Source organism: Clostridium sp. AF34-13, assembly GCF_003477845.1.
Lineage (GTDB): Bacteria > Bacillota > Clostridia > Lachnospirales > Lachnospiraceae > Butyribacter > Butyribacter intestini.
Genome location: NZ_QUEB01000003.1, coordinates 191,533 through 205,177, shown reverse-complemented (window position 1 = coordinate 205,177; position 13,645 = coordinate 191,533). Strand labels below are relative to the sequence as shown.

Sequence of the window (13,645 nt, the reverse complement as noted above, 5' to 3'; positions counted from 1 at the left end):
TGTTTACAATTTAGCAAACCGTAACATCATGATAGCTTATATATTTAAAATATGCAATGCAACTTAGTAAAAGATTAGCGTTTTTTTATAAATAGATTAAGATTTTAATAAATTGAATTAAACGATAGATTTAGTGTTATGAGCAAGCAGCACAGCAAATTGCGAATATCCGCTTGACTATCAGATAAGAGGTATGTTATTTACACAGGAAGTGGGGAGATTATGAACAGAAAAAGAGTTTTATCGTCGTTTTTGACTGTAATTATCATGTTTTCCGCAATGTTGTCGGGAGTTAGTGCACAGGCAAAGGGTGGTTCATGGCCGAAAGGACCGTCAACGGACAGTCTTGTCAGCGGTTCGGCAATAGTTATGGAAGTTTCCACGGGTACGGTATTATATGGAAAGAATATTCACAAAAAACGATATCCGGCAAGTATCACCAAAATTCTTACGGCACTTTTAGCTGCTGAGAACAGTTCACCGAGTGATGTTGTAACATTTTCAAAGACGGCAGCATACGGTATAAGTCCAGGAGATTCGACGGTAAGTTCTGAGCCGGGTGAGAAAATGTCGATGGAACAGTGCCTTTATGCCATCATGCTTGAGTCCGCAAATGAGGTTTGTCTTGCGGCAGGAGAACATGTTTCAGGAAGTGTAAAGAACTTTGTTAAGCTGATGAACAGGCGTGTTAAGCAGCTTGGTCTTAAAGACACACATTTCAATAATCCAAACGGTCTGCCTGATCCTAATCATTATACTACGGCATATGATATGGCGATGATAGGAAGAGCAGCTTTACAGAATTCCGTATTTAGAAAGGTCAGCAATACACCGAGATATACTTGTGCAAAGACAAATAAGCATAAGATGAAGAGAATATGGCTCAATCATCATGAGGCTATCAATCCGGACGAGTATCCTCAGTACGGATACAAATATTGTATCGGTGGAAAGACAGGATTTACACACGCAGCAGGAAATACGCTTGTTACATTTGCGGAAAAAGACGGTATGCAGCTTGTCTGCGTTGTCATGAAGTCGACAAGCCAGAAAGCAGGAGAGCCTAATCAGTACACGGATACGATTAAACTTTTAAATTATTGTTTTGGAAAGTACAAAAAGCATAATGTCGGTGGTTCTGATTCAAAGATAAGTGAAGATTTGTTTGACAATTACGGAAGTTTCTTTAACAGTTCAAATTCTCCGGTGAGATTTGAGGGTGAGTCAAGTGTTGTACTTCCAAAGAATGTTAAACTTTCAAAGGCTAAGCAGAAAATAATTTACAATAAAAATGTTAAAATTAAGACTGGAAAGAATATTATAGGAAAAGTAACCTACACTTATGCGGGAAAAACGGTTGGTTCAAGCAATATTATTTATGACAGTACAAAGAAAACATATCTTGATGAAGCATCAAGAAAAGTTGTAAACAAAGAAATAAAATCAATCGAAAAGACAAATTCAAATCCATCATTGTTTCATAAGATATTTACCGGAATAAGAGATGGCATTTCAGGTGGAATTTATGGAGTGATTGATTTTATCGTAAACAACATTGTTCTTTCGATAGTCATACTTTTAGCGATAATAGTTATTGTGATGTTTATAATTTTTGCCATTACAGGTAAGTCCATTGTAATGTCAAGGAGCAGAAAAAGGCATGGTGGCTACCAGAGTAAAATGGGTAGAAGAAATCATGCTAAAAGAGTAAGGCAGAACAGAAAAGATTCTTCTAATAAGAATGTGAGAAGAAATCATAGTAAGCATTATACAAAGAAAACATCTGCTTCAACAAGTGATAAGCCGTCTACAAGAAAAAACACAAATTATTCAATACGCCGTAAGAAAACGCGTGAGAGTTTTGGAAAGAATTTCTTTGACTTTTAAATATCGGATCGGAGTGGATTGTCACTCCGGTCTTTTTTTCATATTTATATAGTGAGGGTGATTGCGAAACTGATTATATGTTGTGTTAATTGCACAATTTAATAAAGTATTATGAGAGTTTCGCAATTTGATATTATTGAAATATGGAAAAAGAAGCGGAGATTATTTGTATGAACAGGTTGTGTATGGAGGCGGCGGTTTCGCAGGAGTATCAGGATTATCTTGTAGAGTATTATGGAGATGAAAAATACCTGACCGATAAATATGGTGAGGGATGTTATCAGATAATCTCTGAGCGGTTTGCGATTGCATATGTAAAGGGAGATGAAGTTAGAAGTGGCATAAACGGCGGAGCATTTTTTGTGCCCGCCTGCTATGGTCTTATGTCATCAGAGCCTGCTCTTGCGTCGGCGGGGATAACAAAAGTCAGAAATCAGCCGAATCTGTCTATGTACGGACAGGGAGTTATGGTTGGGTTTATAGATACGGGGTATGCCGTGCGAAAATAGAAGAAAGGGATATAACAGGAGTATGAAAGAAAAATATTATTCAGATTGTATTAAGGTTTTAGATGAAGTGGGAAAGGTTGTTATAGGAAAAGACGACTGCATAAGAAGTGTTATGGCGGCAGTTTTGGCTGAGGGACATATACTTATTGATGATGTTCCGGGTGTCGGAAAAACATCGCTCGCAACAGCATTTGCGAAAGCAATGGGTCTTGAAAACAAAAGAACACAGTTTACATCGGATGTAATGCCGGCAGATATTACCGGATTTAATATGTATGACAACAAGAGTCAGGAATTCATTTATCAGCCTGGACCTGTAATGTGCAATTTTTTTCTCGCGGATGAAATCAACAGAACCTCACCGAAAACGCAGTCGGCACTTCTTGAAGTGATGGAGGAAAAGAGTGTGACCGTTGACGGTGTGACGAGAAAAGTTCCTGAACCGTTTATAGTCATAGCTACGCAAAATCCGGAGGGAAGTATAGGAACACAGCTTTTGCCGGAATCACAGCTTGACAGATTTATGATATGTATTTCCATGGGTTATCCTTCACTTGAGGATGAGATAAAGATTGCAAAAAATTGTGAAAAAGATTATGAAAATGTGCGTATGTCAGAAAGTGTTGCGTCTGTTATTGACGGGGAAGAACTCTTAAATATAAGAAAATATGTGAAAGATATTTTTATAGCTGATGAAGTTTATGATTATATATGCAGACTTATCAGAGCTACCAGGGGAAGCGATTATATAAGACTTGGAGTAAGTCCGAGAGGAACAATCGCACTTACGAAGCTTTCAAAAGCATTTGCATTTCTTGATGACAGAGATTATGTGACACCAAAAGATGTCAAGGAGGCATTTGAAAAGATTGCTCCGCACAGGATTGTCATGTCGGGAAGAGCATCAGGAGAAAGGATTTCTTCGCAGATGGCTATCAAAAAAATAAGTAACGGCATAAAAGCACCGGGAATTAAAAAGAAGAAATGAGGAGAAAATGGCAGGTAGGATTTTTACATTTATTTTGAGTGTATTGTTTACTTTATATATGTCAGTTTTATATAACAGCAATGGTTTTTTGTTTGTGTTTTATGCTGAAATTTTAATAGGAAGTATGTTGTTTATCATGAATATGATATTGTTTTTCAAGCTTAAGATAAAGCTTGAAACAAAGCCTGTCATAAACAAATGCGGGCGGATAAATTTTGAACTTGTTCTTGAAAACAGGAGTATTTTGCCAAGTGGAAAAATACTGCTCACATTGAACTGCCTTGACCCATATAATATGAAGCAGAAAAAAGTTGTTGTTAAGCAGTGGTGTTCGGCAAAAAGGACAGAGAGATGTTCGTACAGTTTTAGGGATGATGAAATCTTATCCGGAAATTATATAGTTTCTGTTAAAAAGGCGGGAATATACGACTATCTGGGATTTTTCAAGTTAAACAAACATATGAAAAATAAAAGTGAAGCAGTTTGTATAGTGCCTGTGACAGATGGAAAATATATTGAAACCGAAGAAAAAGATAGTGATGACAACTGTGTGATGATTAGCGGGAATAAGAAAAATAACGGAGATTTCAGCCATGTCAGAGAGTATAGAAATGGCGACAGGCTTAGAAATATACATTGGAAGCTTTCATCAAAAAGTAATATACTCTATGTAAAGGAATTTTTGGATGATAGTAAAAATTATTATTGTTATTATATTGAGACAAGACCGTTAAAAAGAGAAGAAATTGCAAGAGAATTTGATAAATGGAACAAGGTAGGATTTGGGACTATCGAAAATGGTGAAAATATAGTCTATGTCTGGTATGATGCAAGACAGAAGCATGTGAAAAGAGCATATGTATCAAATGAGGAAGAATTATACCGGGCGTTATGTGAGATAAATGTTTATGATGAAATGAATTTGCGGTCAACAGGAAATAATCCTGTTATTGATAAAGATACGCTTATAGAAATGGAGAAAACAGGTTAGAGTTATGGAATTGTATGGAATCAGGCAAAAGAAAAGACAGACAATGCCTTTAGCGGGGATTTTTATGGCGATAACTGCCGTTGGAGTTTACCGCAGTTTTTGTGATGAGTTTAGTTATCCGGCAAATTATAGAGAGGTGTATCTGGCAATCTTCATCTTCTCGTTGATATTTACATTGACGGGGATGTTAAAATCAATTCCCCAAAATATATTATTTGCCGGATATACGATTGCCTTTTTTGGTTTTATGCTATTAAGGCGTGATTATTTGAAAGGGAGTTTAAATATACTTCTTAATTATGTGAACATAAAAAAACAGGAGTATTTACAGTCTGATGAAATGACAGATGTAACTTCCGTTTTGCACGGTTCACGGCTTGGGAATAGTGGAAAAGCAGCCATTATCGTGATAATAGGGATGATGGTTCTTGCCATGGCAATATGTATTTTTAGTCTGAAAAGCAGGGTGTGGAGTTATATTCCGGCGGCGGTAGTGGTTATCATGGGAATGATGTACGGAAAAACACCATCTGTGGAGACTTTTGCGATGCTTGTTGCAGGTGGTGCGGGTATAGCATTTTCTATTACAAACCGTAAAATGAAAAATAAGGCGGTGGGATATGCGGTCATTTCAGTTATAATGGCAGCCTGTATGGCAGTTTCAGTCTGTGTTACAGATCAGACCGAAGAAAAGATTATGTCGAAAAACAATCAGATTTTAAGAAAACAACAGCAATATGAAAAGATTGCAAAAAAGATTGCTGATAATATCGTTGAACAGATACAGGATATGAGTTATCGTGGAAGATTATCAAATGTTTCACCTGTTTACACGGGGAAAAATATGTTTGAAATAGTGCTCGACAAAAAGCCCGGGTCAAAAATTTATTTTAAAGAATTTAGTGCGGACACATACAATAACGGCAAATGGACGAGTGAAGCAGAGGAATCAGGATTTTATTCTTATCGTTTGAAAAGTATTTTTTCTTATGGATACAAGTCTGTTAAGGATATGGCGGACAAAAGTAGTGAAACAAAACTTATAAATATGCGTGTCCAATATGACAATAAGGCAAATCAGAGAGATAAAAAACTGGCTCTGCCTTATTACAGTGATGTAAAAAATATAAATACAAATAAAAAATCTGATGATAAAAATGTAACAACTGTTGATAATGGGATAAAATTAGATGATTTGGAGAGAAGCATAACAAGAAAAGCTGATGATTACAATATAAAGTATTATGATGTGGCGTATTCAGAATATAATTATCTTTTAAACAGTGATAAAAGTTATGTGACAGATACAAAATATAGCGAATATGTCAGAGAAAATTACCTTGGAGTGCCTGATGATGACAAGTTAAAAAAATTTGCAGATGAAATAGAATTGTCTGAACAGTTAAGCCTTAAATGTCAGGAAATAGAGTCTGCATTGCAAGCTGATACGACATATACAAAAAATCCGGGCAGACTTCCTCTGACGAAAGATTATCTTGACTATTTTCTTTTTGAAAATAAAAAGGGCTACTGTGAGCATTATGCAACGGCATCGACGATTCTTTTAAGATTGAAAAATATTCCGGCAAGATATGCCGCAGGTTATATGGTTTTTCCAAGTCAGTTTAAAAAGGTAGTGAGAAAGAGTGCTTTTGGGAAAAATAAAGTGTACTATGTGGCACAGGTACATGATGAGGATGCACACGCATGGTCTGAGATATATAAAGAGGGGGTGGGCTGGCTGCCGGTAGATATGACAAAAACATCTGCAATCTCAAAGGAATATGCCGATGAAGAACCGCCACAAGTTTCTTTTGATACTGTACCGAAAAGCACTAAAGCGGCAGATAAAGCTCAACACAGGGCAAAAAATACGGCAAAGCCAAAGAAAAATAAAGTTAAAAATGATAACGGGAATGTAAAAAAGAAAAAAGACAACAGGAAAAAGTCCGATAACAAGACAGTAAAGAACAAAACAAAAGTTAAGGACAAGATGGAAAGCAATATTAAGAAAAGCCAGTCGGAAAAGACTGCAGCAAAAAACAGAACAGGCTTGCCGTTGTATGTAAGATTACTGCTTGTTTTTGCGGTGGCATTTGTACTTTTTCTGATATATATTTTTTATGGCAGACAAAAAATGTTTTATCTTTTATATAAAAAGAAGATTTCAAGAGCAGAAAACAATTCAGCAAAGCTTTTTGTGGCAAGAAGATTTTTGACCCTGTATATGGGATGTGAAGGCAGGAAAATGGAAAAGCTTTCCGATGATGAATATATCAAAAAACTGTCCGAGGTGTGTGATATAGGAAATCTTAGGGAGATACTTGAAAAGGCTGCTTTTTCGGCGGAGGATATATCAGAGAGCGAACTGTTGTGTTGTCTTTGTATAATGAATGAAATTGCATCAAAGATTAGAGCCGAAAGGTCTTTACATTGTCTTTATTTTGAGTTAAACTTGTTACAGAACTTTATTATAGAAAAAACTAAATAAATTTACTTTTTTCTATAACACTTATTAAAAATTTTCACTGAGAAGGAGGAAAAATATGTTAGAGGAATTAAAGAAAAGAGTTTATGAGGCAAATATGCTTTTACCAAAGTACGGTCTTGTAACATTTACCTGGGGAAATGTAAGTGAGATTGACAGAGAGAGTGGAATTTTTGCTATCAAGCCAAGTGGTGTTGAATATGACAAGCTTACACCTGAAGATATGGTGCTTGTTGACCTCAACGGAAACAAAGTTGAAGGAAAATATAATCCGTCATCAGATACGGCAACTCATGTAGAGCTTTACAAAGCATTCAAGGACATCGGAGGAGTCGTACATACTCACTCATCATATGCTACAAGCTGGGCACAGGCAGGAAGATCAATTCCATGCTATGGAACAACACACGCTGATTATATTTATGGTGAAGTTCCATGTGTACGCTGTCTTACAAAGGACGAGATTGAGGATGCATATGAAGAGAATACGGGAAAACTTATCGTTAGCGAGTTCAATGCAAGAAATCTTGATCCTGTAGCTGTTCCTGCTGTTCTTTGCAAAAACCACGGACCATTTGCATGGGGCAAAGATGCTCACGAGGCAGTTCACAATGCAGTAGTTCTTGAGGAAGTCGGAAAGATGGCATATCGTGCTGAGACTATCAATCCTAGAATCCAGCCTGCACCACAGGAGCTTCAGGACAAACATTACTATCGTAAACACGGTGCTAACGCATATTACGGTCAGGGCAAATAATAATATTTTTATTCGCACACCAGCGGGGATAGACTACGGTCACCCCGCTTTTTTAAATGCTGACGGAACAAGCAGGATATATTCAATATGGGATCAGACAATACCCATTGAAAATATGAAAAGCGGCAGAATTCCCGACGGATTTTTGTTCGGGGCAGAATATTTAAGAAGTAATATTAATGAAGCACTTATGTCTGATAATCCTAAAAACATAGTTCCGAGTGTAGACACAAACGGACATGGAACATTTCTTGCAGGGGTTGCCTGTGGCAATAAGATTGATGAGAGAAATTTTTCGGGGGTTGCCCCGCTTGCCGATATATGCGTCGTTAAGTGCCGTGAAGCAAAAGACGGTCTTAAAAGATATTTCCGCATAGGCGGTGATAAAGTAGTCTACGGTGAGCAGGATATAATGCTTGGCATAAAATATTTGTGGCAGACTGCAGTAAAAGCCGAAAAACCGCTTATCATATGCTTTGGAATAGGAACAAATATAGGAGGGCATGAGAGAGGAGGATGTCTTGGAGAATATCTCGAAAGTAGAGGAAATTACAGCGGTGTGTGTGCGGTGGCTGCGTGTGGAAATGAAGCTAATGCCGGACATCATTACAGGAGCGGACTGCTCAGGTCGGGGCAGGATGTTGAGGTCGAACTGCGGACGGGAAGTGATGATGGATTTACGATAGAGTTGTGGGGAGATGCACCAAATCTTTATGCGATAGGTATCATATCTCCAAGCGGTGAATACAGCGGAAAGACAACGGCAAAACTCGGTGAGCAGCACAGGATAAGGTTTGTACTTGAAAAAACAGTGGTTGACATAGATTATCTGATAACGGCATATGAGAGCGGCGACGAGTGTGTAAGGCTAAGATTCAGCTCAGTTGAACCGGGGTTATGGAAAATAAGGGTTTTCAATGACAACCGGGGTGATGGTTTCTTTGATATGTGGCTGCCGATAAAAAATTTTATAACTGATGAAACTTATTTTCTTGAAAGTGACCCTGATGTGACGATATGCAATCCGGCAAACAATATAGCTATATTGTCAAATGCCTACTATAATTCATATACGACCAGTGCCGTTGCAGACTCAAGCCGTGGCTACACAAGGTCTGGATATATAAAACCCGATATATGCAGTCCGGGAATAGACATATTTGGACCGATGGCAAGTGTCATTACAGACAGGACACAAAAAGGTGATGTGTCATTGGCAAGATATGGTTATATGAGCGGTTCAAGTGCCGCTACGGCAATAACAGCCGGGGCAGCAGCACTTTTGATGGAATGGGGGATAATAAGAAAAAATGACATAACGATGGACACCGTGTCCGTCAAGAAATATCTTATCCGTGGTACGATAAACACGGGGGTGGAAGTCCCAAACAGGATATGTGGTTACGGCGGCATTGATCTTTATGGTGTGTTTCAGACAATGCGGGGAAGAATATGATTTTAATATATTTTATCATATGACAGGTATATCCTATTTCAGTTTGACTATGTTGTAATTTTTTGGATAAATTTATGGATTTACTGCACTGACGGTCTATGTGTTGCCAGTGTCAGAGTTTTTTATGTCACGAAGCAGCACTTTGTATCTGAGGTTTGCAGCATTTATTTCATATATAAAAAGGTCTATAAGGTCCGGGTCATCTACACTTTCGAGTCCTTTGTAAGCATTTTCAAAGCTTTTTTGTGTCTCTTTTAGTGCATTTTTAAGGAACTCTTCTCTTTTGGGAGGGTTTCTTTTTTTGTTTGAAAAAATCATAAAAATTCCTTTCTCATTATTTGACTCTAATATCATTTATAAATAAGTATAGACAAGGGTTGGAAAAAATATGCAATTTTATAAAAAAGTTAAAAAAATTTTTTGTCATTTTCTCTTAAAAAACGACAAATTAAAATTTAAGTCTTTAGAAAAGAGAAGATGACGTGATTACAAAATACAGTGAAGTATCATATCAAAAAAATTAAAAAAAGTTTAACGAAATTTTTGCCTTAGGAGTGAGGCAGATGTTGTGCAGAATAAATAACAAACTAAGAAAAATTTTAGTCAGATATTAACAAAAATAAAGATGAAATTTTGGCGATTTTAGATAAAAACAGGGGGTGTTGACATACATTTTGTGTGATGTTAAAGTTAGCCCACGCAAATGGAGGAGGTGAAAGACATGAGAGAAATATTTGTGTGCGGTATGCTTTTAATGGCAGGAATTGATGATATGAAAAGAAACAGAATAAGTAATTGTATAGTGATTCCGGCAATAATTTTGTCGGTTATATACAAAGTGTATTTTGATGGATTTTTGTATGCAATGCGTGGGATAAAAGATATGACTTTAATATGTCTGATATTTCTACCGGTGTTTAAGCTGCGGGGAATAGGGGCAGGAGATATAAAATTATTTTGTATGATTACCGGATTCTACGGATTTATTTTTGGTATAAAAGTGGCTGCACTCACTATTATGTTTGCAGGAGTCGCGGCGGTATATCGTGTTTTAAAGTATCCGTATTTGCTAAACAGATTTTTTGAATTAAAAAATTACCTGTTATATGGTGTTTGTGGTGCCGGGCATTATTTTGCAGCGGATAAGTCAGAAAGAGCAGTGATTATCCGCATGGCACCATTGACGGCAGCAGCATATTTTTTAGTGTTGTTGTAATTGTTAAAAAATTGAGTTTGTAAGTTGTTTTTCAGGCAGATAAAGACAAACTTATTGTAAGAGGAGGGATAGTTTGGAGAAAGTAGTAATAGGTCTATATGATAAGACGGTCTATTCAGAGAGGTTTGCAGAATACTTTTATAATAATAAAAATAATTGTATAGATTTCATGATATTTACAGTGTTTGACAAAATTTCAGAATTTGTAAAAAAGGGAAAGCTGGATGTATTACTTTTGGGTCAGGAGTATGTTGATGAGATTAAAAACACAAAAGAAATTGGTAAGATAATTGTTTTGTCAGAAGGAAATTATGTGATGGAGGGTGAAAAATATCCGGTTGTGTTTAAGTATCAGTCGGTAGAAAATATTATTAACGAGGTGCTTGAAAATATAGCTGATGACGAGAAAATCCGATTGGAAGAAAATAATAAAAATCCGGTCAAAATCAATACGGAGTTAATAGGAGTGTATTCGTCAGACAGCGTAAATCTGGCATTGAAATATGGTGTTGATCTTGCGATAAAGACGGCAAAAGTAAAAAAGACACTTCTTGTATGTCTTGACCAGTTAAACGGTCTTGATGGTGCATTAAGGCTGGAAAATAATATGTGTGAACAGTTTTTTTCATATGAGGGAGAGAATATGACTTATGAAACTTCATATGTAAGAGGAATGTCAGAAGTCATATATTATCTGAATAAAAAGGGCAGTAAGCTTGCCCTGAAATTACAGTCTATAATATGTCACAGAGGTGGCGTGGATTGTATATATTCGGTGGAAGATTACAGAGATCTTAAATACTTTGATATTGAGGGAGTAGAGGAGTTTATCAGTATTCTTTCAGGTCAGATGGAGTATGAAACGATTATTTTTGTAATAGGTTATCTCAATGAAACATTTATTGAGTTGATGCAAAGGTGTGATAAATTGTATTTTTCTGCTGTGCAGGATGAGATTGACAGGCAGAGATTTAGTTCTTTTGAAAAGACGCTGATGCGTGATGGTCTAGCAGGAAGTCTTGATAATATTATGTTTTATGCATCAGAAAAATCAGTGATTGATTGAGCAAAAAAGAGAGGAACTTCCTGATTAAAAGTTAAAAATATGAGCAATAAAAAATTTTAAATAACTGATCAAAAAGTAACAGTTCAGCCATAAAAAGATAATTGGCAATACAATGAGCTTGTTCATTGTATTGTTAAGTACCTTTTTATGGTAGAATAGCCTTTCATTTCTGAAATGAAATAAACAAAAGCTGCAAAGCAGCGACTGACAGCTCGCTGGCAGGTTTATGAATGTAAGAAATGAAAGGCTGAACTGTTACGACAAAAATTCTGATTTAAGGTAAAAACATGGATTGTAAGTGGATATATGGAGAATATAAGCAAAATAAAAACAGAGATTTATAGGGAACTTGTTGAAAAAATGATTGATGGAGGGGAGTGCAGTGATGAAGAATTATATGAATTGATAGAGGAACGGGTATTTGAAAAAAGCCATAGTACATACATATCACAGAATAATAAGGAAATACTTGTCAGAGGAATTTTTAATTCAATACGCGGAATGGATGTACTTCAGGAACTTGTAGATAATCCTGATATTACTGAGATTATGGTGAACGGCTGCGATAATATTTTTATTGAAAAGAATGGCAGGATAAGCAGGTATCCGGAAAAGTTTGTAGATGTTAATAAACTTGAAGATGTTATCCAGCAGATAGTATCAAAGGTAAACAGGGTTGTGAATGAGACAAGTCCTATTGTAGATTTCAGGCTTGTTGACGGTTCAAGAGTGAATGTTGTACTGCCGCCTGTAAGCCTTAGCGGACCTGTTGTAACTATAAGAAAATTTCCGGAGAGTCCAATGACAATGGAGAAGCTTATAGAGATAGGTTCACTTACAAAAGATGCAGCGAGCTTTTTGGAAAAGCTTGTGAAAGCGGGATACAACATTTTTATAAGTGGAGGAACAGGCAGTGGCAAAACAACATTTTTAAATGCACTGTCAGATTATATTCCAAAAGATGAAAGGATAATCACGATAGAAGATGCGGCAGAGCTTCAGATAAGAAATATACAAAATCTTGTAAGGCTGGAAGTAAGAAATGCAAATGTTGAAGGCAAAAATGCGGTAACAATAAGAGATCTCTTAAAGTCATCGTTGAGGATGCGGCCTGATAGAATAATCTTGGGCGAGATAAGAGATGCTGCGGCATGTGAGTTGCTAAACATAATGAACACCGGTCATGACGGAAGTCTTTGCACCGGTCATGCAAACAGTTCAAAGGATATGCTTTCAAGAATGGAAACATTGGTATTGTCAGGAATGGATATACCGGTGATGGCAATAAGAAATCAAATAGCATCTGCACTTGACATAATAATCCATCTTGGGAGGATTCGTGATAAGACCAGAAAGGTTTTAGAGATAGCAGAGATTGTTGGTATGGAGGGGGACAGGATAAAGCTTCAGACTTTATTTGAGTTCGTTGAGGAAGGTGAGGATAAAGACGGGAGGGTGAAAGGAAGTTTATGCAGGAGAGAAAAGGGGCTTATCCACACGGAAAAGCTTCAAAGAGCCGGGATAGAGTTATAAATTTATTCAAATCAGATAAAACAAAGTTGATAAAATACTTTTTTTGTGGATTTGGAAAGATGTTTTTGGTATCAATGTTATTTTACAAGTCAGTTATCATATGTTTATTCATATCTGTTATATATGGGTGGCTTAATATAAAAGTTGAAATAAAAAGAAATAATGAACACTGGAAATGGAATGTAAATCTTGAATTTAAGGAAATGATGTTGAGTGTGTCGGCTGCTCTTTCAGCGGGTTATTCTATTGAAAATTCCATAAGGGAGTCAAGAAAAGACATAGAATTATTGTATGGGAAAAAATCGCTGCTTTTGCCTGAGGTAGACAGAATGATTTTATCCGTAGAAAACAGTATTCCTATGGAAAAGGCAATATCGGAGTTTGCATCAGGGTGTGATGTTGAGGATATAAAGTGCTTTTCGGATATATTTTGTATTGCACAGAAAACAGGTGGAAATATGGTTGAAATAGTTAAATCTACGGCAGATAAGATAAGCAGTAAGATAGAAGTCAATAGGGAGATAAAAACAATGATAGCGGCAAAAAAGATGGAAAGCAGGATAATGAATGTAGTACCGCTTTTGATAATCGTATATTTCTGGATAACCTCACCAGGTTTTTTGGATTGTCTTTATACGGTGGGCGGGCATATTTTTATGACAATATTGTTTTTGATATACATATTCGGCTGTATGCTCAGCAATAAGATAGCAAATATAAAAATTTAATGCTATCAGGGAAATGGCAGAGTGGA

At 36.5% G+C, this 13,645-nt stretch carries 12 protein-coding genes; 11 read left to right on the top strand and 1 reads right to left on the bottom strand.

All coding sequences use genetic code 11. The features are described from left to right. Positions 1-222 precede the first annotated feature (222 nt). From DWZ63_RS04240 to DWZ63_RS04210, 7 genes are all read left to right on the top strand, one after another. Positions 223-1,887, top strand: a complete 1,665-nt coding sequence (locus DWZ63_RS04240) for a D-alanyl-D-alanine carboxypeptidase family protein (protein WP_118498812.1) — start codon at positions 223-225, stop codon at positions 1,885-1,887. Positions 1,888-2,057: 170 nt separating this feature from the next. Further along, complete coding sequence (locus DWZ63_RS04235) at positions 2,058-2,396, top strand: hypothetical protein (protein ID WP_022014523.1); 339 nt, start codon at positions 2,058-2,060, stop codon at positions 2,394-2,396. A gap of 22 nt (positions 2,397-2,418) precedes the next feature. Beyond that, a complete protein-coding gene (locus DWZ63_RS04230) occupies positions 2,419-3,384 on the top strand; it encodes a MoxR family ATPase (RefSeq protein ID WP_022014524.1) in 966 nt (321 codons plus the stop codon). Between the two features lie 7 nt (positions 3,385-3,391). Next, entirely contained in the window at positions 3,392-4,375 is a 984-nt protein-coding gene (locus DWZ63_RS04225; protein ID WP_118498811.1) for a DUF58 domain-containing protein, read from the top strand. A gap of 4 nt (positions 4,376-4,379) precedes the next feature. After that, the gene (locus tag DWZ63_RS04220) at positions 4,380-6,866 is read left to right on the top strand and encodes a transglutaminase-like domain-containing protein (protein ID WP_118498809.1); all 2,487 of its coding nucleotides are present in this window, start codon (positions 4,380-4,382) and stop codon (positions 6,864-6,866) included. 55 nt (positions 6,867-6,921) lie between these two features. Next, complete coding sequence (locus tag DWZ63_RS04215; RefSeq protein WP_022014527.1) at positions 6,922-7,620, top strand: L-ribulose-5-phosphate 4-epimerase; 699 nt, start codon at positions 6,922-6,924, stop codon at positions 7,618-7,620. Then, on the top strand, positions 7,589-9,076 hold the full coding sequence (locus DWZ63_RS04210; protein ID WP_022014528.1) for a S8 family peptidase: 1,488 nt from the start codon (positions 7,589-7,591) through the stop codon (positions 9,074-9,076). The genes DWZ63_RS04215 and DWZ63_RS04210 overlap by 32 nt, the downstream gene beginning before the upstream one ends. Positions 9,077-9,172: 96 nt before the next feature. Here the strand turns inward: DWZ63_RS04210 and DWZ63_RS04205 are convergent, their stop codons facing one another. Continuing rightward, on the bottom strand, positions 9,173-9,394 hold the full coding sequence (locus DWZ63_RS04205; protein WP_022014529.1) for a DUF2508 family protein: 222 nt from the start codon (positions 9,392-9,394) through the stop codon (positions 9,173-9,175). Between the two features lie 403 nt (positions 9,395-9,797). Between DWZ63_RS04205 and DWZ63_RS04200 the strand changes: the two genes are divergently transcribed. From DWZ63_RS04200 to DWZ63_RS04185, 4 genes are all read left to right on the top strand, one after another. After that, a complete protein-coding gene (locus DWZ63_RS04200) occupies positions 9,798-10,292 on the top strand; it encodes an A24 family peptidase (protein ID WP_055945280.1) in 495 nt (164 codons plus the stop codon). A 73-nt stretch (positions 10,293-10,365) separates the two neighbouring features. Continuing rightward, positions 10,366-11,358 carry a hypothetical protein gene (locus DWZ63_RS04195; protein ID WP_055945278.1) on the top strand — a complete coding sequence of 331 codons (993 nt, stop codon included), beginning with the start codon at positions 10,366-10,368 and terminating at the stop codon, positions 11,356-11,358. Positions 11,359-11,664: 306 nt separating this feature from the next. Beyond that, positions 11,665-12,891, top strand: a complete 1,227-nt coding sequence (locus DWZ63_RS04190) for a CpaF family protein (RefSeq protein WP_055945276.1) — start codon at positions 11,665-11,667, stop codon at positions 12,889-12,891. Then, positions 12,828-13,619: a type II secretion system F family protein gene (locus DWZ63_RS04185; protein WP_055945274.1), complete on the top strand. Its 792-nt coding sequence runs from the start codon at positions 12,828-12,830 to the stop codon at positions 13,617-13,619. The genes DWZ63_RS04190 and DWZ63_RS04185 overlap by 64 nt, the downstream gene beginning before the upstream one ends. Positions 13,620-13,645 lie beyond the last annotated feature (26 nt).